Source organism: Rhodococcus mengyinensis (assembly GCF_048381435.1).
Lineage (GTDB): Bacteria > Actinomycetota > Actinomycetes > Mycobacteriales > Mycobacteriaceae > Rhodococcus_F > Rhodococcus_F opacus_D.
Genome location: NZ_JBLWIT010000044.1, coordinates 29,909 through 48,335, shown reverse-complemented (window position 1 = coordinate 48,335; position 18,427 = coordinate 29,909). Strand labels below are relative to the sequence as shown.

Annotated in this window: 15 protein-coding genes and 1 pseudogene; 10 read left to right on the top strand and 6 right to left on the bottom strand. The window is 66.2% G+C overall.

Features of this window, described 5'->3' with window-relative positions:
- Positions 1 to 14: 14 nt before the first annotated feature.
- The gene (locus tag ACNJ7E_RS08340) at positions 15 to 1,343 is read left to right on the top strand and encodes a TetR/AcrR family transcriptional regulator (protein WP_418339585.1); all 1,329 of its coding nucleotides are present in this window, start codon (positions 15 to 17) and stop codon (positions 1,341 to 1,343) included.
- Positions 1,344 to 1,557: 214 nt separating this feature from the next.
- Complete coding sequence (locus ACNJ7E_RS08335; protein ID WP_418339584.1) at positions 1,558 to 2,328, top strand: SDR family NAD(P)-dependent oxidoreductase; 771 nt, start codon at positions 1,558 to 1,560, stop codon at positions 2,326 to 2,328.
- Positions 2,329 to 2,446: 118 nt separating this feature from the next.
- Here the strand turns inward: ACNJ7E_RS08335 and ACNJ7E_RS08330 are convergent, their stop codons facing one another.
- From ACNJ7E_RS08330 to ACNJ7E_RS08320, 3 genes are read right to left on the bottom strand one after another with little or no spacing between them, the layout of a single operon-like run.
- On the bottom strand, positions 2,447 to 3,310 hold the full coding sequence (locus ACNJ7E_RS08330) for a patatin-like phospholipase family protein (protein WP_418339583.1): 864 nt from the start codon (positions 3,308 to 3,310) through the stop codon (positions 2,447 to 2,449).
- Between the two features lie 16 nt (positions 3,311 to 3,326).
- Complete coding sequence (locus ACNJ7E_RS08325) at positions 3,327 to 4,511, bottom strand: CaiB/BaiF CoA transferase family protein (RefSeq protein WP_418339582.1); 1,185 nt, start codon at positions 4,509 to 4,511, stop codon at positions 3,327 to 3,329.
- 26 nt (positions 4,512 to 4,537) lie between these two features.
- Positions 4,538 to 6,691 carry an acyl-CoA dehydrogenase family protein gene (locus tag ACNJ7E_RS08320; RefSeq protein ID WP_418339581.1) on the bottom strand — a complete coding sequence of 718 codons (2,154 nt, stop codon included), beginning with the start codon at positions 6,689 to 6,691 and terminating at the stop codon, positions 4,538 to 4,540.
- 304 nt (positions 6,692 to 6,995) lie between these two features.
- On the opposite strand from ACNJ7E_RS08320, the gene fdxA reads away from it, so the two are divergent.
- The 8 genes and pseudogenes from fdxA (at position 6,996) to ACNJ7E_RS08280 (ending at position 13,969) form a co-directional block, all read left to right on the top strand.
- On the top strand, positions 6,996 to 7,319 hold the full coding sequence (gene fdxA / locus ACNJ7E_RS08315; protein WP_005573081.1) for a ferredoxin: 324 nt from the start codon (positions 6,996 to 6,998) through the stop codon (positions 7,317 to 7,319).
- A 36-nt stretch (positions 7,320 to 7,355) separates the two neighbouring features.
- Positions 7,356 to 8,888, top strand: a complete 1,533-nt coding sequence (locus tag ACNJ7E_RS08310; RefSeq protein ID WP_418339580.1) for a class I adenylate-forming enzyme family protein — start codon at positions 7,356 to 7,358, stop codon at positions 8,886 to 8,888.
- Between the two features lie 59 nt (positions 8,889 to 8,947).
- Complete coding sequence (locus ACNJ7E_RS08305) at positions 8,948 to 9,253, top strand: hypothetical protein (RefSeq protein ID WP_418339579.1); 306 nt, start codon at positions 8,948 to 8,950, stop codon at positions 9,251 to 9,253.
- Positions 9,254 to 9,299: 46 nt separating this feature from the next.
- Positions 9,300 to 10,397 carry a CaiB/BaiF CoA transferase family protein gene (locus ACNJ7E_RS08300; RefSeq protein WP_418339578.1) on the top strand — a complete coding sequence of 366 codons (1,098 nt, stop codon included), beginning with the start codon at positions 9,300 to 9,302 and terminating at the stop codon, positions 10,395 to 10,397.
- Between the two features lie 24 nt (positions 10,398 to 10,421).
- Complete coding sequence (locus tag ACNJ7E_RS08295; RefSeq protein WP_418339599.1) at positions 10,422 to 11,489, top strand: CaiB/BaiF CoA transferase family protein; 1,068 nt, start codon at positions 10,422 to 10,424, stop codon at positions 11,487 to 11,489.
- Between the two features lie 43 nt (positions 11,490 to 11,532).
- On the top strand, positions 11,533 to 12,348 hold the full coding sequence (locus ACNJ7E_RS08290; RefSeq protein ID WP_016881675.1) for a crotonase/enoyl-CoA hydratase family protein: 816 nt from the start codon (positions 11,533 to 11,535) through the stop codon (positions 12,346 to 12,348).
- A 5-nt stretch (positions 12,349 to 12,353) separates the two neighbouring features.
- Entirely contained in the window at positions 12,354 to 13,046 is a 693-nt protein-coding gene (locus ACNJ7E_RS08285; protein ID WP_029538792.1) for an SDR family NAD(P)-dependent oxidoreductase, read from the top strand.
- 46 nt (positions 13,047 to 13,092) lie between these two features.
- Positions 13,093 to 13,969 (top strand): annotated as a pseudogene (locus tag ACNJ7E_RS08280) (IS5 family transposase).
- Positions 13,970 to 14,054: 85 nt separating this feature from the next.
- Here the strand turns inward: ACNJ7E_RS08280 and ACNJ7E_RS08275 are convergent.
- The 3 genes from ACNJ7E_RS08275 to ACNJ7E_RS08265 form a co-directional block, all read right to left on the bottom strand.
- A complete protein-coding gene (locus ACNJ7E_RS08275) occupies positions 14,055 to 15,680 on the bottom strand; it encodes a bifunctional 3-(3-hydroxy-phenyl)propionate/3-hydroxycinnamic acid hydroxylase (RefSeq protein WP_016881679.1) in 1,626 nt (541 codons plus the stop codon).
- Between the two features lie 81 nt (positions 15,681 to 15,761).
- Entirely contained in the window at positions 15,762 to 17,324 is a 1,563-nt protein-coding gene (locus ACNJ7E_RS08270) for an AMP-binding protein (protein WP_016881680.1), read from the bottom strand.
- Positions 17,321 to 18,331, bottom strand: coding sequence for an FAD-binding protein (locus tag ACNJ7E_RS08265; RefSeq protein ID WP_418339577.1), 1,011 nt, complete (start codon positions 18,329 to 18,331; stop codon positions 17,321 to 17,323). The genes ACNJ7E_RS08270 and ACNJ7E_RS08265 overlap by 4 nt, the downstream gene beginning before the upstream one ends.
- Between the last annotated feature and the right edge of the window lie 96 nt (positions 18,332 to 18,427).

The following is an 18,427-nucleotide window of genomic DNA, read 5'->3' as shown; positions in this document are numbered from 1 at the left end:
TAGACTGTCCACTGATGTCAGAAAATTCGATCACCCGCCGAGCAAGTTACGGCCCGTCGAGCCCCGAAGTGGGCAGTCGGGGCGCAAGCACGCGCAACAAGATCGTGGAAGTGTCACTGGATCTCTTCGCCGAGGTCGGCTTCTTCAACACCTCGGTGGAGGCGATCGCCAAGGCCGCCGACATTTCCCGTGCCACGCTCTACCAGTACTTCCCCGGCAAGGACGAGATCTTCCTCGAACTCCTCGAAGAGTGCGGCCGTGCGCTGTTCCGCGTCGCGCGCCGCATCGGCCCCCTGGGCCCCACCGAGGTGGGGTTCGACAACCTCAACTGGTGGCTGGGCGAGTGGAGCTGGGTCTTCGACAAGTATTCGACGATGTTCGTGCAGTGGACGCAGGTCGCCGCGTCCGACACCGCCGTGCGGCCGGAGATCACCCGGTTCATCGAGGGCTACAACAAGCGGATCTCCGAACGCTTGGCCACATCGGGAATCGAGGGCATCGATCCTGACGCGGGTGCCATGATGATGACCGCAATCGTCCACCGGATGAACCTGTTCATCCACACCGGACGGGCCTACGGTCGCGACACCCAGTCCGTCGTCGACGCCGTATCCGTCTTCATTCAGTTGGTACTGTTCCCCGAAACCCCGCCCGAGGTCCTGAACAGCCTCTCGTTGCGCACGTCGGGCACCGGGTCGATCGACATGCCCGAGCCCCCGAACACCCAGGGCCTGTCCACCCAGGACCGCGTGGCAGGCCTCAGCAAGCGAGCAGTGAAGACCGTCGAGACCCTGGTCGAAGCAGGTGCGATCCAGTTCCGCGAAAAGGGGTACCACCGCACGAGCGTCGACGACATCGTCGAGCAGGCTGGATTCGCGCGCGGAACGTTCTACAAGTACTTCAGCGAGAAACAGGATCTGCTCATGGCGCTGAGCGTGGAGGCCACCGGGTGCGCGATCGAACAGGCCGAGCGGGTCCGGAAGATCGATCCGATGGCAGAGGACGACACCGAGTTGCGAGAATGGCTGGTGGGGTTTTCGCGGTATATCACTCGATACGCGGGATCGATCGACGTCTGGTCCGAGCGCAACAGTGGGAACGACATGGTGGTGGACCTGGGCACCTATGGGCAGGCATGCATGGACGACGCCCTCCTGGCGGTGGTGACGAGCCGCAAGCGCGACTACCCGTTCGACCCGGTCATGGCGGCCTTGATCTTCCGCGCTCTCGTCGGCCGGGTGCCGCAAGCGTCGCAGGAGCTTCCCGAACCACTGTCGCAGGACGACTTCGTGTCGCTGCTCGTGGCGTGCATCAAGCGCGGGTTCTTCAGCCACGCCATCTGATAATCATCCGACCGTCGAGGACAGTTCGAGCCCTACCGCATGGCGCGGTAGGGCTCGAACTGTCTATGCACCAGTCGCTTTCGCACACGCGCGCGGGATCAGACATCTACCCCCTCCACGCTATTGAACTTTTCTGACAATTGTGTCATTTTTGAATGAGTGCACCAGTCAACGGCTCGCGGCTCGTTTCGTGGCCAGGAGAGGAACAACGAAGATGGACATCAGCAACGCGTCCGCGCTCGTCACGGGCGGAGCGGGAGGCCTCGGAGAGGCCACCGTACGTCAGCTCGCCGCTGCCGGAACCTCGGTGATCGTCGCCGACCTCAACGACGAGCGCGGTAAGGCACTGGAAGCCGAACTCGGCGAGAAGGTTCGGTACGTCAGCACCGACGTACTCGATGAAGCCAGCGTCGTCGCAGCCCTCGCCGCAGCAAACGAGATCGCTCCGCTCCGCATCGTCGTCAACGCTCACGGCGGCGGCGCCGGGGCTTCACGCGTGGTCGGACGGGACGGGGAGCCCGCTTCGTTCGAGCAGTTCCAGTGGTACGTCAACCTTTTCCTCAACGGCACGTTCAACGTGCTTCGCCTGGGCGCGGCAGCCATGGCCAAGAACGACGCCGACGAGAACGGCGGCCGTGGCGTCATCGTCAACACCGCGAGCATTGCGGCATTCGAGGGCCAGATCGGACAGACCGCCTACTCCGCCGCCAAGGGCGGCGTAGTAGGTCTGACCCTGCCGGCGGCTCGTGACCTCACCAAGTTCGGCATCCGCGTGATGGCCATCGCGCCGGGCACCTTCTTCACACCCGCGTTCAAGATGGAACGCGAAGAGGCCGAGAAGTTCTGGGGTTCGAATGTTCCGTTCCCGAACCGCATGGGAAGCCCGTCCGAGTACGCCGGCCTCGTGCAGCACATCGCGGAGAACGATTACCTCAACGGCGAGGTCATCCGGATCGACGGTGCGCTGCGTTTCCAGCCGAAGTAGACGCCAAGGCCTCTGCCGGCCCGTCGAACGCCGCGACCCGCCATGGGCACGACACCTCAACGGGTGTCGAGCCCATGGCGGGTTTCTTCGTGGTCATTTGCGTTTCCGGGCGTTCCCGTCAGGGAACGACGCCGAGGAACTCGCCCAGCTGGGCGGCTGCTCGCCGGCCCTGATCGCGCCCCGCGAGTGCAGCCGGAGCTCGAGTCGCCGGCGCCAACGGGTTCGTCCCGAATGCCCCGACCGCGGCAGCGTCGGCAAAGACGGGAAGCACGTCGGAACCGGTCATCGAGGTGATCTCGGTGAGCAGACTCCCTCCGAGCAGATAGGGACCGGGCTCGGGTGCGGGAACAAGGACTACGACTCGTCCGCACTCTCCCGCCAAGAACGCGTTGGCGCTACTTTCCACACCACCGTCCATGAACTTGCGTCCGCCGATCGTCACCGTCGGCCAGATTCCCGGTACCGCGCAGCTCGCGGCCACGGCGTCGACGAGCGAGACACCGTGACCCTGTTGGAAGACGACGAGCTCACCGGTCGACGCGTCGATTGCGGTGACACGCAGCACCCGCTCCGGCCATTCGTGCGAGGGGAGCCGAGACTCGATGACTGCCCTGCGCGTCTCCTCACTCACCGTGGTGGCCCGGAGCGCCGCCGCCCCGATGCGGCGTAACCGTTCCCGGGGCGGGGCGTCCTCGTCGCCGAGTCCCGCCGCGAAGACCGTCATCAGCTGCTCGAGGTCCACACCGGGATCGATTTCGGTGGTCTCCGCCGCGAGTTGCGTGTGGAACAGGTCGCTCAGGCCGACGCCACTGGAGATCTGAGCCGCGACGGTGGCACCGGCCGAGGTGCCCACGAGATGTGTGGAATCGAGCAACGCCCGAGCCACGTGCTCCGACTCGTCCTGCACTCCGAGGAGGAAGCCCAGTTCCCACGCAATGCCTGCGACTCCTCCGCCCGCCAAGACCAGCGCCAGATCTTCCACGTGAAACTTCCTCTCGTCAGATGATCGCCTTCGACCTCAGCTGTGCGATGTCGGTGCCGGACCGTCCGAGACCGGTGAGGATCGCGGCCGAGTGCTCCCCGACCGCCGGGACCGGATCCATCCGTGGTTCGACGCCTGTGAACGACGCCGGCGGCACGAGTGCCTGGATAGTCCCGTGCGGCGTCGTGACATCCCGCCATCGCTTGCGCTCGGAGAGTACCGGGTGGGCCCAGAGCTCGGCGACCGTGTTCATCCGCGCGTTCGCGATCGACGCCTCCTCCAGTTGCCCGGCGAGTTGGTCTGCGGTGAAGCATTCGATGGCATCGGTGATGATCTGCTCCAATACCTCTCGGTTGGCCACTCGGTCGGGATTGGTGGCGAACCGAGAGTCGGTGACCAGCTGGGGCTGTGCCAGTATCTCGACACACAGCCGCTCCCACTCACGTTGATTCTGGATCGCGAGGAGCACCCGCTCGCCGTCACCTGCCGTAAACGGCCCGTACGGTGCGATCGTCGCATGCCGAGCACCGGTGCGCCTGGGACTCTCGCCGCCGTACTGCGCGTAGTACGCCGGAGAACCCATCCACTCGGCCAGCGCGTCGAACAACGACACACTGACCGAGCGCACTCGGCCCGACACCGCCCGCGTGTACAGGGAGGCAAGGATTCCCGAGTAGGCGAAACTTCCTGCTGCGATGTCGGCGACCGAGATTCCGGCCTTCGCGACCTCGTCCGGCGACCCGGTGATGGACAGCAGCCCTGCCTCCGCCTGGACCAAAAGGTCGTACGCTTTACGCGTACCCCACGGTCCGTCGGCACCGTAACCCGAGATGTCGCAGACGATCAGCGTCGGGAAGCGGGCGGCAAGATCCTCCGCGCCCAGGCCCATGCGGCCGGTGGCTCCCGGTCCCAGGTTCTGCACGAAGACATCTGCCGTCGCGAGAAGCTCGAACAGGATCTCCCTGCCTTCATCGGCCTTGAGATCGAGTGACAGCGATTCCTTGGACCGATTGAGCCAGACGAAGTAACTCGACTGCCCGTGAACCGACACGTCGTAGCCGCGGGCGAAATCCCCGTCGCCAGGTCGCTCGACCTTGATGACGCGGGCTCCCAAATCTGCCAGTTGACGCGTCGCGAACGGTGCCGCGACAGCCTGTTCCAGACTGACCACGGTGACACCCGCGAGGGGAAGGTCATTCACGTGCAATTCCTTTCGTCCGTCATCGCTCAGCGGACCAGCGGATCGCGCGGCAGCCCCAGGATCCGTTCGGCGATGGTGTTGCGCATGATTTCCGACGTTCCACCCGCGATCGTCAGGCAACGGGTGAACAGGTAGGGGTAGGAGACGTCCGGAACCTCACCCATCACCCCCGCCGGTCCGGCCAGAGTCATGCCGAGGTTGGTGATGCGCTGCGAGTGTTCGGCTTTGACGAGTTTGGTGACGTTGGCCTCGGGACCGGGACCGGCGCCGGCGATCGCCCGGGCGGCCTGGCGGAGGTTGAGCAGACGCAGCGTGTGCTCCTCCGCGAGGATCTCCCCCACCTCGTGCTCCGCGCTTTCCCTGGCACCGGGAGACCCGTCGAGCAGCTTGACCAGTTCCTTCCCGGTGAACGCGATGGAACCACTACCGCCACCGATGGAGACGCGTTCGTTGCCGAGCGTCGCACGGGCCACCTTCCAGCCCTCTCCCTCGCCCCCGACCACGTCGGTGTCCGGCACGAAGACGTCGTCGAAGAACACCTCGTTGAACAGTGCGTCCCCGGTGATCTCCCGCAGCGGACGGATCTCGACTCCCGGTGAGTCCAGCCGGATCGCCATCATCGTCACGCCGGCATGCTTAGAGGCCTGCGGATCCGTCCGGACCGTGGCCAGACCCCACTCGCAACCGAGCGCGGCACTCGTCCACACCTTCTGTCCCGTGATACGCCACCCCCCGTCGACGCGTTTGCCCGCCGTGCGAACCGCGGCCGCGTCGGACCCCGCACCCGGCTCGCTGAACAACTGGCACCAGTTGGTGTGCCCACGGAGGACGGGGTCGATCCACCGGCTCTTCTGCTCGTCCGTCCCGACCTGGGAGATCGTGAGGTTGACCCAGCCGGTGATTCCGAGATCGGGTAGATCGATGCCCGCGAATTCCTCCTCGATGACCAGCTGCTCCACCACTCCGGCTTCCCGGCCCCAGGGCTTCCGCCAGTGCGGAACGAGGTAGCCGCTGTCCACCAGATAGTCACGCTGCTCCGCCTCGGGCAGCGCCTTGTAGTGGGCCACCGCGGCACCGGCCTGCTCGCGGAACGTCTGTGCTTCCTCCGGCAGTTCGAAGGACGCACCATGTGCCTCCCCGGCGCGGAAGGCCTCGACGACGTCGACCAGCGGGTCGCGCCCGTCCGCCAATACAGCCGCCACGGTGTCCGCTCGACGCAGGTAGAGGTGCGCGTCGTGCTCCCAGGTGAATCCGATACCACCGTGCAGTTGGATGTTGAGCCGGGCCGCTTTCACCTGGGCCCGGGCGGCGTGTGAGGCAGCGACCGCGGCGGCGAACCAGGCGCTCTCGACATCTCCGGCCCGTGCCGCGTCCCAGGTGGCGGCCACGGTCATCTCGATGTCGATCAGCATGTTCGCGCAATGATGCTTCACTGCCTGGAAGGTGCCGACCGGTCGCCCGAACTGCTCGCGGGTCTTCACGTAGTCGGTGGCGGTCTCGAGGCAGGCCATCGCGCTTCCCACGGCCTCGGCGGCGGCGAGGATGCGGAAATACGTGACCGCGGCGCGCGCTGCGCCCTTCAGGATGCGCTCGGCGGGAATCGCAGCACCGTCGACCCTGACATTGCCGATCGTCCGAGTCGTGTCCAAGCCCGCTCGCGTCGACACCGACACACCGGCCTCGCCGGTTTCGACCACCACGACGTCATCTCCTACGACCAGCACGAGCACAGCCGCCTGGGGCGCGCCGATCACCGCGCGGCTCTCGCCGGTGAGGCCACCGTCCGAATCGAGCGTCAACCCCGGTGACAGGCCGACGGCGCCGATCGCCGAACCGTCGGCCAGTCCCGGAAGCCACCGAGCCTGAACCGATTCGGGTGCGCTGTGCGCCAGGATCGCCGAGGCCGTCACCGTCGGAAGGAACGGCCCCGGGGCCAGTTCGTGTCCGAGGGCCTCCGATACCACCGTGAGTTCGGGGAGACCGAAGCCCGACCCCCCGTGTTCTTCGGGCAGGTGCAGTCCGAACCAGCCGAGCCCTGCCGTCGCGGACCAGAACGCGGGAAGGTCCGCGACGGTGCCGTCGAGAGTCTGACGTGCAGCCTCCCGCACGTTCCCCCGCGCGAGATGGGACGCGGCCACGTCGGCCAGTTCCTTGTGTTCTTCCGAGATCGCCAACGCCATGGCGGAGTACCTTTCGATTGAGTGGAACGGCAACGTAGCCGCGTCGGAGCTGCAGGATCTCGATGTGACCTGAGCTGTCAGATAGAAGAGTATCCAATGATCCCGCCGCGCAACAGAGCCGATCGCGAATAACCGATGTTCCCCGTCGACATTGTGCGGATAGCGCAGATATCCCCAGGCCGAACCCTGCCTCGGGCCGACTCGGGACCGGCTTCAAAATTTCATAGACAAGATGTCAGAAGATGGCATATGGTTCTGGACAAGTTGAGTTAGGTCATCGTCAGAGCTAGGAGTCCGACCCGCCGTGCCGTACGTAATTGCCGAACCCTGCGTCGATGTACTGGACAAAGCCTGCATCGAAGAATGCCCCGTCGACTGCATCTACGAGGGCGGACGGATGATGTACATCCATCCCGACGAGTGCGTCGACTGCGGAGCCTGTGAACCGGTCTGCCCCGTCGAGGCCATCTTCTTCGACGACGACCTGCCTGATCAATGGTCCGGATACGTCAGTTCCAACGCGGAGTTCTTCGACGAACTCGGCTCTCCCGGCAGTGCCGCGAAGACCGGGCGAACCGAGAACGACCCCCCATCGATCGCGGCCCTGCCAGCCAAGGACCCCCACTGACGGTTCCCTCGACACTCACCTGATCGGAAGACAACCATGAGCATTTCGCTGATCCTGGAGATGGCGATCTCCGGCAACCCGGACCGCACCGCGATCACCGTCGGTGACGGTTCGCTCACCTACCAGGAGTTCGGCCGGCTCGTCGCGGGCGCGGGAAGCGCCGCGATCGAGTCGGGCGCGCGCAACGTCGTGTTCCTCGGGGGCTCCGGACTCGAACTTCCCGCGCTGCTCTTCGCCTCCGCCTACGCCGGTGTCCCGTTCACCCCCGTCAATTACCGGCTCGGTGCAGCGCAGTTGCAGCAGTTGATCGCGAGAGTCGACGACGCACTCGTCGTCGTCGACCCGGTCTACCTCGCACCGGTCGCGGACGCCGACGCCACCCGCGTCGTCACCACCGACGACTTCTTCGCCCGCGCCGAGGAGCTGGCCTCGGATCCGGTACCGCCCGCGGACGTCGACCCGGACGCACCGGCGATCGTGTTGTTCACGAGCGGTACCACCTCCGCCCCCAAGGGCGTCGTGCTCCGGCACAGCCATCTGCTGAGCTACGTGATGGGGACCGTCGAGTTCGCCTCCGCCGAGGAGACGGACGGCGCGCTCATCAGCGTTCCGCCCTACCACGTCGCAGGCATGGGCACGATTTTGACCAACTTCTACGCGGGCCGGAAAATGATCTACCTCCCGCAGTTCGACGCCGCGGACTGGGTCGAACTCGCGCGCACCGCGAAGGCCACCTCGGCGATGGTCGTCCCGACGATGCTCGACCGCATCGTGGATCACCTCGGCGGCAGTGATGCCGACGTCCCCACGCTGCGGTCACTGTCCTACGGAGGTGCGCGCATGCCGCGCCCCACATTGGAAGCCGCCCTCCGCGCGTTCCCGAACGTCGGTTTCGTCAATGCCTACGGACTCACCGAGACCAGCTCCACGATCGCCCTGCTCGGCCCGGAGGATCACCGCGCCGCACTGGACTCCGAAGATCCTGCGGTCCGCGCCCGGCTCGGATCGATCGGCCGGCCGGTGCCCGGCATCGAGGTCGAGATCAGAGATGCCTACGACAAGCCGGTCGCACCGGGTGACGAAGGCGAACTGTGGGTCCGCGGACCCCAGGTGTCCGGCGAATACATAGGTCGCGGTTCGGTACTCGACGCCGACGGTTGGTTCCCCACCCGGGATCTGGCGTTCGAGGACGTCGAGGGCTTCCTCTTCGTGGTGGGTCGCAACGACGACACGATCATCCGCGGCGGCGAGAACATCGCGCCTGCCGAGATCGAGGACGTCCTGGTGGAGCACCCACGGGTGCGCTCGGTGGTGGTCGTCGGCATCCCGGACGACCACTGGGGTCAGGCCATCGTCGCGACGGTGGTTCCCGAGCCCGGAGAGGTCCCCGACGCGGAGGAGCTTCGACAGTTCGTGCGCGCCCGTCTGCGCGGTTCCCGGACTCCCGATCGGATCGTCTACCGCAGCGAACTGCCCACGACCCTGACCGGGAAGATCCTGCGCAAAGACATCGTCGCGGAGATCGTCGCGGGCGTCATCGACTGCGAACCTCAGAAGTCCGCCGTCTAGCCATCCACCCTCGGCCCGGGGAGCACCGGGCCGAATACCACAGCAAGAGAGGGATTCCCATGTTGAAGACCGGAGCACGACTGCGCAGCCAGGTGTGTAGCACCGAGGTCATCGTCGTCCGGGGCGGGAGCGGTGACGTCACCCTGACGTGCGGCGGGCAGCCGATGATCGATACCTCCCAGCAGCCGGCAGACGGACTCGCACCCGCAAGTGACCTGCGGGACGGAACCATTCTCGGCAAGCGCTACACGGACTCCGCCAATACCGTCGAGGTCCTCGCAACCAAGAGCGGCGACGGCAGCCTGGCGCTGGGTGACGAAGTGCTCGCGCTCAAGAGCGCCAAGCCGCTTCCGTCGAGTGACTGACCGAGTCACCGACCGCACTTCACACCACTTCGACTCAGGAGCAGCCGTGCCCACCGAAGACGTCGGCAGCGGTCCCCTGGCGGGTATCCGCGTACTGGAACTCGCCGGAATGGGACCCGGACCGCATGCCGCGATGCTTCTCGCGGACCTCGGAGCCGACGTAGTTCGACTTCAGCGAGTCGGCGGTCTGCCGGCACCCGATCGCACGGCGAGCCAGCAACTGCGCGGACGCACCATTGTCGAAGCGGACCTCAAGCGCCCCGAGGACATCGAAATGGTCCTGGGCCTCTTGGAACGCGCAGATGTCCTGATCGAGGGATTTCGTCCCGGAGTGACCGAACGTATGGGGCTCGGACCGGACGAGGCCCTCACTCGCAATCCACGCCTGATCTACGGTCGGGTCACGGGGTGGGGGCAGAACGGACCACGCGCGATGCAGGCCGGCCACGACCTCAACTACATCTCGGTGACCGGGTTGCTCCACGCCGTCGGCCGGAAGGGCGAGCGCCCGGTTCCACCCCTGAATCTGTTCGGCGACTTCGGCGGTGGGTCGATGTTCCTCGTCGTCGGGGTACTCGCTGCTCTCGTGGAACGTCAACTGTCGGGCCGGGGACAGGTGGTCGATGCGGCGATGGTCAACGGCGCCCCCGCGCTCGCCCATCTGCTGTGGTCGATGCGCGGCACCGGCCAGTGGTCGGACGACCGGGGCACCAACGTCTTCGACGGATCCGCACCCTTCTACGACACCTACGAGTGTTCCGACGGCAAGTACGTCGCCGTCGGTGCGCTAGAGCCCCAGTTCTACGCAGAGCTGCTGCGTGTTCTCGACATCGTTCCGGCGACGCTGGGGCACCAGCGTGATGTCGAGGGCTGGCCCCTCGTGCGCAAGCTGTTCACCGAGAAATTCGCGTCGCGCACTCGCGACGAGTGGGCAGCGCGGTTCGCCGACGTGGACGCCTGCGTCACACCGGTATTGGACTTCGACGAGGCCGCACGGGACCCGCAGATGATCGACCGGAAAGTCTTCACCGACCTCGACGGTGTCCTGCAGCCCGCACCGGCACCGGCGTTCTCGCGTACCCCGACGGCCACACCGACGGCCCCCTCGCGGGTAGCGGTTCCGGCGAACACTGTGTGGAGCTGATCGAGGGTGAGCAGGAGCGGGCCCTTGATCGGGCTGCGGGTCGTCGAGTTGGCGAACATCGGACCGAGCGCCCACGCGGCGATGGTTCTCGCCGATCTCGGTGCCGATGTCGTCCGCGTCCAACGCCCCGGTCTTCTCCCCGAGGACCACACCAGCGCCGAGCACCTGCACCGCGGAAAGCGGGTCGTGGAGGTCGATCTCAAAGATTCTCGAGGAGCCGCCGACGTCCTCGCCCTCGCGTCCGGTGCAGACGTCCTCGTCGAGGGCTTCCGTCCCGGCGTCGTCGAACGCCTCGGATTGGGGCCGGCGATCGTGCTCGAACACGTGCCCTCCCTGGTGTACGCCCGCGTCACCGGATGGGGTCAGGACGGCCCCCGAGCCGACAAGGCCGGACACGACATCAACTTCATTGCACCGACGGGTATCCTCCACTCGATCGGCAGGGGCGAGGAGCGGCCCGTGCCACCACTCAACGTGGTGGCCGGGTTCGCTGGTGGGTCCATGTTCATGGTCACCGGGATCCTCTCGGCCCTCTGGGAGCGACAGCGATCCGGACTCGGTCAGGTGGTCGACGTCTCCGCTGCCGAGGGGGCGGCGGTCCTGACCCAGCACGCGTGGTCGATGCGGGGGCAGGGAAGCTGGTCGGACGAGCGCGGCGCGAACCTCGTCGACGGTAGCTGCCCGTTCTGGGACACCTACGAGTGCTCGGACGGCCACTATATGGCGGTCGGTGCGTTCGAACCACAGTTCTACGACAGGCTGATCGCCGTTCTGGGGCTCGACCCGAACACCCTTCCAGACCGCAACGACCGCAGTCGATGGCCCGAGCTCCGCGTCCTGTTGGCAGCGAGGTTCACCACCCGCAGCAGGGCCGAGTGGGCGGCCGCTTTCTCCGACGTGGACGCGTGCGTCACCCCCGTATCGAGCTTCGCCGAGGCCCCCACCGATCCTCATTTCTCCACCCGCGGGTCCTTCGTGGAGATCGACGGCGTCGTGCAACCCATGCCGGCGCCCCGCTTCTCGCGGACACCGCCCTCTACACCGACCTCCCCACCACGGGAGGCCGCGGACCTCGATCGGGTGTGGGTATGACCTGCGCCCACCGAACTCATCTCCCCACTGCGAAGGACAGAGTATGACCGTCACAGAATCGACCGCCTCCACCACGCCCCCGGCGCTCGTCGAAGTGCGTGGCCACACGATGTTGATCACGTTGAACCGTCCGGAGGCGCGCAACGCGGTCAACGCCGACATGTGTATCCGAGTGGGCGACGCCCTCGAGGAAGCGGAAGCCGACCCGAACGTCCGCGTCGTGGTGCTCACCGGCGCAGGCGACAAGGCGTTCTGCGCGGGGGCCGACCTCAAGGCGCTCGCTCGCGGTGAAAGCGTCATTCCAGCGGGCCGCGAAGCCTGGGGGCTCGCGGGCTACGTCGGCCACGCCATCAGCAAGCCGACCATCGCTGCGGTCAATGGGCCCGCGCTCGGTGGTGGAACCGAATTGGTCCTCGCGAGTGATCTCGCCGTCGCAGCCGACAGGGCGACGTTCGGACTACCCGAAGTCAAGCGGGGCCTGATCGCAGGTGCCGGTGGTGCCTTCCGTCTCCCCGCCAAGCTGCCCGCCACGGTCGCGATGGAACTCCTCCTTACCGGTGAACCGGTGACGGCCCGGCAGGCACTCGAATTTCATCTGGTCAATCGGGTCGTACCTGCCGAGCGTGTGCTGGACACGGCGCTCGCACTCGCCGAACAGATCGGGTCGAACGCCCCGCTGGCCGTGCAGGCACACAAGCGGATTGCCCTCGCACAGCGAGCGAACGGTGACCGGCCCGACGAGCACGCAGGCTGGTCGATGACGTCCGACGAACTGCCGCGGATCGCCACGTCGGAGGATGCCAAGGAAGGACCCCGCGCATTCGCCGAGAAGCGTGCGCCGGTATGGAAAGGACAGTGAAGGACATGGCACGCACAGCTCTGGTGACCGGGGGAACCGGTGGCCTCGGGTCGTCGGTCACCACTCACCTCCTGATGGCCGGATGGCGGGTGGTGGTCCCGTGGATCAACCGTGACGAACTCGGCCGCCTTCCCGAGCACCCCAATCTGCAGTTGGTGCGCACCGATCTCGCCGACGAGGACGACCTCGAGAACGTCGTCGCCATCGCCGGTGACGACGCGGATCGGCCCCTTTTCGGCGTCGTCAACCTCGTCGGGGGTTTCACTTCGGGGACGCGGGTACACGAAACGCCGGTGGCGACACTCGACGCACAGCTGAACCTCAATGTCCGGACGGCGTACACGGTGACCCAGTCCGCGCTCCCGCACTTGATTCGGGGTGGTGGAGGTTCCGTGATCTGCATGTCCGCCGCCGCGACACGTCGACCGTTTCCCGGTGCGGCGTCGTACATCGCGTCGAAGGCTGCCGTGGTAGCACTCGTCGAGACTCTTGCACTCGAGTACATCGACGACCGCATCCGAGTCAACGCGCTGTTGCCGTTCGTCATAGACACTCCAGGCAACCGTTCCGCGATGCCCGACTCGGACCGTAAGGGGTGGTCGAAGCCGACGGAGATTGCGAAGGTCGTCGACTTCCTGTTGTCGGACAACGGTTCCGCGATCACCGGCGGTTCGATACCGGTCACCAGCGTCGACTAGAGTGTGTCTGCTTAATGTTCGGGAATTGATGCGTGATGCTGGGTATGTGTTGCGCGCCGACGAGATCCCCGATGACCTGTGGGCTGTGATCGAGCCCGTCCTACCCGCACTGGCGGGCAGAAGGGGGCGTCCGTGGAACGACCACCGGTTGACCCTGGAAGGAATCGCCTGGCGGTTCCGAACCGGATCACCGTGGCGCGATCTGCCCGAATACTTCGGCCCGTGGCAGTCGATCTGGGAACGGCATCGCCGCTGGTCCGACGACGGCACCTACATTCGGATGTTCGCCGCGGTGCGGGCGGCAGCCCCCGAACGAGAGGAACAGCTCGAACGTCTGCTGTCGCTCGACTCGACGATTGTCCGCGCACACCAGCATTCGGCTGGCGCCCTGACCGATGCGCACACAGGGGGGCTCGGTCGAATGACAAGAATCTGGCCAACGAACCCGCAGACCACGCACTTGGCCGCTCCCGCGGCGGGCTGAGCACCAAGATCCACGCCCTCACCGACACCTTCTGCTGCCCGCTGACGCTGATGCTCTCGCCGGGACAGGCCGGCGACAACCCCTACCTGGCGTCGCTGCTCGACGCGCACCGCGCCCACGACACCGAAGCGTTCCGCCTGCTGGCCGACAAGGCGTACTCGCACCCGAGTACCCGAAGAACCTGAGGGAACGCAGAATCTCGCACACCATCCCCGAACGCTGCGACCAGATCCGACGCCGCAATACGAAAGGATCGGACGGGGGTCGACCGCCGGCGTTCGACAAGGACCGCTACCGCGAACGCAACACCGTCGAGCGTGGTTTCGGGCGTCTCAAGCAGTGGCGTGGCATCGCAACTCGCTACGACAAGTACGCCACCACCTTCCTTGGTGGCGTACTCTTCGCTGCGCTCGTCATTCATCATCGTGTCCGTAAATAGCAGACACGCTCTGCTAGGCGATCTGCGACGATTGCACCACCGCGGCCCCGGCCCCCTCTCACGGGGGCCGGGGCCGCGAGGCGGTTCAGCTGGGAACTGCCATCCCGTCGCACAGGCGAGACATGACCCGATCGAGTTCGTCCGCCCGGCACACCGCTGCCACGTACCGATCCGGCCGGAGGACGATCACCTCGTCCTGCCGACGTTCGAGTGTCAGGTCGCGGAACGCACCGTCGACGTCGAACAGTTCGGTGCTCGAGCTGCTCCCGCTGCTCCCGCTGCTCGACACCCTGAACCCGTGGCGGCGTGCGGACGGCGGAGCCGTCACGCGGAACAGATTCGCCCCCAGCGCGTTCACGCGTGCTCGAGTGGCCGGCGAGAGCGAATCTGCTGGATCGCTCGTCAGTCCGAGAACAGCAAATCCGCGTCCGACCGCATCGTCCAGCTTCACTCGGTTGCCGTCGGCGAGTTGCACCGACGGCTGGCCGAAGAGCCTGCCGACCGGAGAGCCGGAGTCCTGTCCCGGTTCGGCCACCACCACCCCGTCGGTGTAACGCGGCGCCGGCTTGTATTTCATCTGCAGAATGTATTCGCGCGCGCCGGGAATCAGCTGAACCCCGCGGAACACCGCGTCTCGCACCACCTCGGTGGCGCGATTACGCGGCTGATAGTAGCTCCCGATCCGGGTGGCGAACGACACCATCGCCTCGGCATTCTTCCTGCGCTCGGCGTCGTAGGTGTCGAGCAACCGGTCGCCGGCCCGTCCCTGGACGACCGCCGCCAACTTCCATGCGAGGTTCGTCGCGTCACGGATTCCGGAGTTCATGCCCTGCCCGAAGAACGGCGGTTGCAGGTGCGCGGCGTCGCCTGCAACGAAGACGCGGCCGGACCCGAACCGGTCCGCTGTCCGCGAGTGATGCCAGTACACGCGACGCCGCAGGACGGTGGGCATCGGTATCCCGCGGTAGAACTTTCGCAGCAGCCGATCGACGGATCGATCGGTGACGACGTCCTCCTCGGTCTCGTCAGGTAGGAGTTTGAATTCGAATCGCCGATATCCGTACGGTAGCGGGATCGTCATCGCCGGCCGATCCGGATCGCAGTAGACCGCCGAATAGGGCGCATCGAGGGAATCTTCGGCGACGTCGACGACGAGCCACTTCGACGGCGCCGTCTCCCCGGTGAGCAGCAGACCCGCTGCGTCACGGACGAAGCTGCGGCCACCGTCCGCGCCGACCACGTACTGCGCTTGCACCCGCACTTCACCCGCCTCGGACTTCGCTACCAGGTGCACCGCGTTCGAAGTCTGCAGCAACTCAGTGACCTCGGTGGCAGCATGGAGTTCCACGTTGGCGAAACGGTCGAGGCCTTTCCGGAGCCCGGCTTCCATCAGCGGCTGAAAGAACAGGTTGCGTCGAGGCCAGCCGTACGGTTGCCCGCTGGGACGCACGTGGGCCAACTGCTTGCCGCGCGAGTTGTAGTACCGGATCGGCGCATTCTGGATGGTGTCCCGCACGATGTCGTCGACAATCCCCGCGGTCTGGAACGAGCGCAACGATTCGTCGTCGATCGCCACCGCCCGCGGATGGTCGATGACCGCCGGCTCCTTGTCGAGCACGATCGTCGTCACGCCCTGTGTGCCCAGCAGATTGGCCAGTGTGGCACCGCATGGACCGGCACCCACCACCGCGACCTCGACATCGATTTCCATCAGAAGTGCCTCCTCGCACGGGTGTTGATCGCGTTGGATTCGAATTGCTGTGGTCGATCGAACGTCAGTTCACGCAGCGGCTCACTGGGCGTCCTTCCCGAACAACCGGGCCAGATCCTTTTTCACGACCTTGCCCATGGCATTTCGGGGCAATTGGTCGAGTACCTCGAGCTGCACGGGCAGCTTGCGCTTGTTCAGCCCTCGGACCACGAGGTGCTCGCAGACGTCGGCCAGGCTCGGAGCCACCGCCGAACCCTCGGGTACCACTACCGCACAGACACGTTCACCCGTCTCCGGGTCGGGGAGTCCGATGATCGTCGAATCGACGAGTCCGGGAACGGTGACGAGGTGATCCTCGACTTCCCGGGCGGAGATGTTCTCCATGTTCCTGATGATCACGTCCTTGAGACGGCCGACGATGTTGAGGCATCCCTCGTCGTCGAGGAAGGCGACGTCACCCGTGCGAAAGTAACCGTCGTCGTCGAACGCCTCGACGTCCAGTGCGGCGTCCACGTACCCGACGGTGAGTTGTCGGGCCTTCACTCTCAGTTCACCGCGCTCGCCGGCAGCCACTTCGGCGCCGTCCGCGCCGACGGTACGTATGAATGTGCCGGGTCCCGGATGGCCTTCGGTCACCGCGATCTCGTTCGGGCTGCCCGAGGGACTCCCCCACGCGATGAACGGGCATTCCGTGAGCCCGTATCCGGACACCAGGCCCACCCCGCCGAGTTCGCTCGAGACCTCGCGGTGCAGGGCGACCGGACGCGGCGCGCCCCCGATGAGAAAGGCCCTCAGGTCCGGGAACAGCCGACTATCATGCGCACGCTGTTGCCGGAGAAAGGCTTGCGCGAAGGGGGTTCCGTTGCCTCCCAGGGTGACACCGGTGTCGGCGAGGAGTCGCGCGGTCGCCTCTGGTTCGAAGACGTCGGTGGTGATCAACGCTGCACCGGACATCAGCGCGACGAGCAGGTGCAGGACTCCGCCCACATGGGCGATCGGTGCGAGCGCAGCGATCCTGTCGTTCGGTCCAGGAGCGATGGCTTCGCAGAATGTTTCGGCAGCGGCGAGTAGTCCCGTGTCCACGTGTCGGGCGCCCTTGGGTTGCGAGGTGGTGCCGGAGGTGTAGAACACCCAGCGGACATCGGTCGGCGTCGGCGGCGGTTGCTCGGTGCGAGGTTCGGCTCGAGAGAGGGTGCGGTCGGTGACGAGGAGGTCGATTCCGGGCAGCCGAGCGGCCACCGAACGTGCCATCTCGCCGTGGGCGTAACCGCGGAATTCCTCCGGGACGATTAGAAGCCGGCTGCCGACCTGACGACAGATGAACTCCACCTCGGGTTCGCGCAGCATCATGATCAGAGGATTCTGCACGGCGCCGATCCGTGAGAGTGCCATGGTCAGCACCATGGTCTCGGTCCAACTCGGCAACTGCCAGGAGACCACCGTGCCCGCGGTGACGCCCCGTTCGGCCAGGCCCGCGGCAACCCGCTCGACGGAATCTCGGAACTCCCGAAAGCTCATGGTGCGCTGACGCTCGTCGATCACGAGGGTGTCGTCGGGCGTTGCTTCCGCCCGAGCGATCACGAGGTCGAAGACGGTGTCCGCGCGCAGATGTCCGGGCAGTTCCGAGGTCGGACCCGAGGTCATGCGTGCACCGTTCTCGATGCGGCGTGGCGGCCGGCGAGGTAACCGAACACCATTGCCGGCGCCAGCGTCCCTCCCGCGCCTCCGTACGTCATCCCGAACGGCGACGCCATCACGTTGCCCGCCGCATACAACCCACCGATCACCCCGCCGTCGAGGTCCACCACTCTGCCGTGCTTGTCGACCTTCGGTCCGCCCTTCGTTCCCAATGCCCCGCTTTCGAGCCGCACCGCATAGAACGGCGCCTCGGTCAGCGGACCGAGGGTGCCCTCGACGGCACCCTTCAGGTGCGGGTCGCCCCACCATCGGTCGTGCGCACTTTCACCGCGGTGGAAGTCCGGATCGCATCCCTCCGCCACGTGTCCGTTCCACCGCTCGACCGTCCGTTCTAGCGCGTCGCCCGGAATCCCCAGGGCGGCCGCCAACTCCGCAACGCTGCCGGCCCGTGTCATCCATTCCGGCGCTACCTCTCCCGGTGGCCACGGTCCGACCGTGCCGTAACGCCGCAGATATTCCTGATCGAAGATCAACCAGCACGGAAGGTTGGCGTAGCGGAAGGAGGCCACATCCTCCTGGTGGAATGCCCCGCCGAAGGCGTTGTAGTTCGCCGCCTCGTTCGTGAAACGCCGCCCCGAGCGGTTCACCATGATCGACCGTGGCCGTGTGCGGTCCGCGTTGACCATCACCCGGTTCATCTCGTTCACACCATCCGGTAACTCGGCCACCGGACTCCACCACGCCTCTCTCATGTTCCCGAGCATCGCCCCGACCCGCATCGCCATCGACAAGCCGTCGCCCTCACACGTGGGCATCGAGACCGGATGCTTCAGCGGACCCCGCAGGAACGCCCTCTTGAACTCCTCGTTCCACTCGAATCCCCCCGTCGCCAGCACCACACCAGACCCGGCAGCCACCTCGACGCGCTCACCGCCCGTCGACTCGAAGTGCACTCCCGTCACCGCCACACCACCGCCCACCGTCGACGCGGTCACCAATCTGCGGGCTCGCATGCCCGGGAACACCTCCACCCCGGCCCCAGGCAGGCAGCAAGTAACCGACCCACCAACGACTGACCTCGTCCCCGCTCGTCGCGTACCCGGCGCCGC